Source organism: Carnobacterium sp. (assembly GCF_032094055.1).
GTDB lineage: Bacteria > Bacillota > Bacilli > Lactobacillales > Carnobacteriaceae > Carnobacterium_A.
This window is the reverse complement of record NZ_DAMDAK010000015.1, coordinates 13,633-14,478: the sequence shown is the minus strand read 5'-3', so window position 1 is coordinate 14,478 and position 846 is coordinate 13,633. Positions and strand designations below refer to the sequence as shown.

The window sequence follows — 846 nt, the reverse complement described above, 5'->3', positions numbered from 1 at the left end:
TACAGCAAATTCAATTGCACTGATACGATCAAAATAAGTATCATTTAACTGATGGAGTATCCCGGGTTTTTTTAAAGGATGCGTATGAGTACGTCGTTCAATTTCCTTAACTACAGGATTTAACACATCAAAACAAAATAATTGGTGTTCTTGACAATAATCAGCTATGATTTCACTTAAATCAGATGAAATCAGAGTATGTACAATTAACGCATTATCTTTTTTGGCCTTCTCCAGTATCGAACGAAGTGTATCTTCCCCTCGAATAAATGGATAAGCAGAGACATTTGCCTCAACCTCGGGGAATTGTGCCATAGCCGCCTGCCCTAAGGTATTTGCGGTTCCTCCGACAGAATCGGAAATAATATATAAATTGATTTTCTCTTTTTTTTCCATTATGATATCCTCTTTTCTGCTACCTCTAATATACCCACAAACAACTTATGCTTTACTCATTATTTAATTATACCTGAATCGGTAAAAGAACAACAGTCAGACGAATACAATAACAATAAAAACGCGCTTCTTGCGTATGCTCTTGAAAATGAGTTATAATAAGTAATAGCGAATGAATTAAAGGAGACGGCAAAAGAATATGACTGCAGTTGAAAAGGCCATCAGTGTATTAAAGGACCATGGATTCAAATATACAGACAAACGAGAACAAATATTGTCTATTTTTGTAAATGAAGATCGCTATTTAACAGCAAAAGACATTCATTTATTATTAAAAGAAAAATTTCCGACAATCAGTTACGATACCATTTATCGAAATCTGTATACGTTTGTCGAGCTTGATGTACTGGAAGAGACGGAACTAAATGGTGAAAAAATGTTTAGATTTGG

General features: G+C 34.2%; 2 protein-coding genes. One reads left to right on the top strand and one right to left on the bottom strand.

The features are described from left to right. The coding region (locus RT405_RS03880) for a kinase/pyrophosphorylase (protein ID WP_313467717.1) at positions 1 to 396 on the bottom strand (396 nt) is incomplete at its 3' end. Positions 397 to 595: 199 nt separating this feature from the next. Here RT405_RS03880 and RT405_RS03875 point away from each other — a divergent pair. Beyond that, positions 596 to 846 (top strand): transcriptional repressor (locus RT405_RS03875; protein WP_313467715.1); only part of this gene is annotated, 251 nt, incomplete at its 3' end.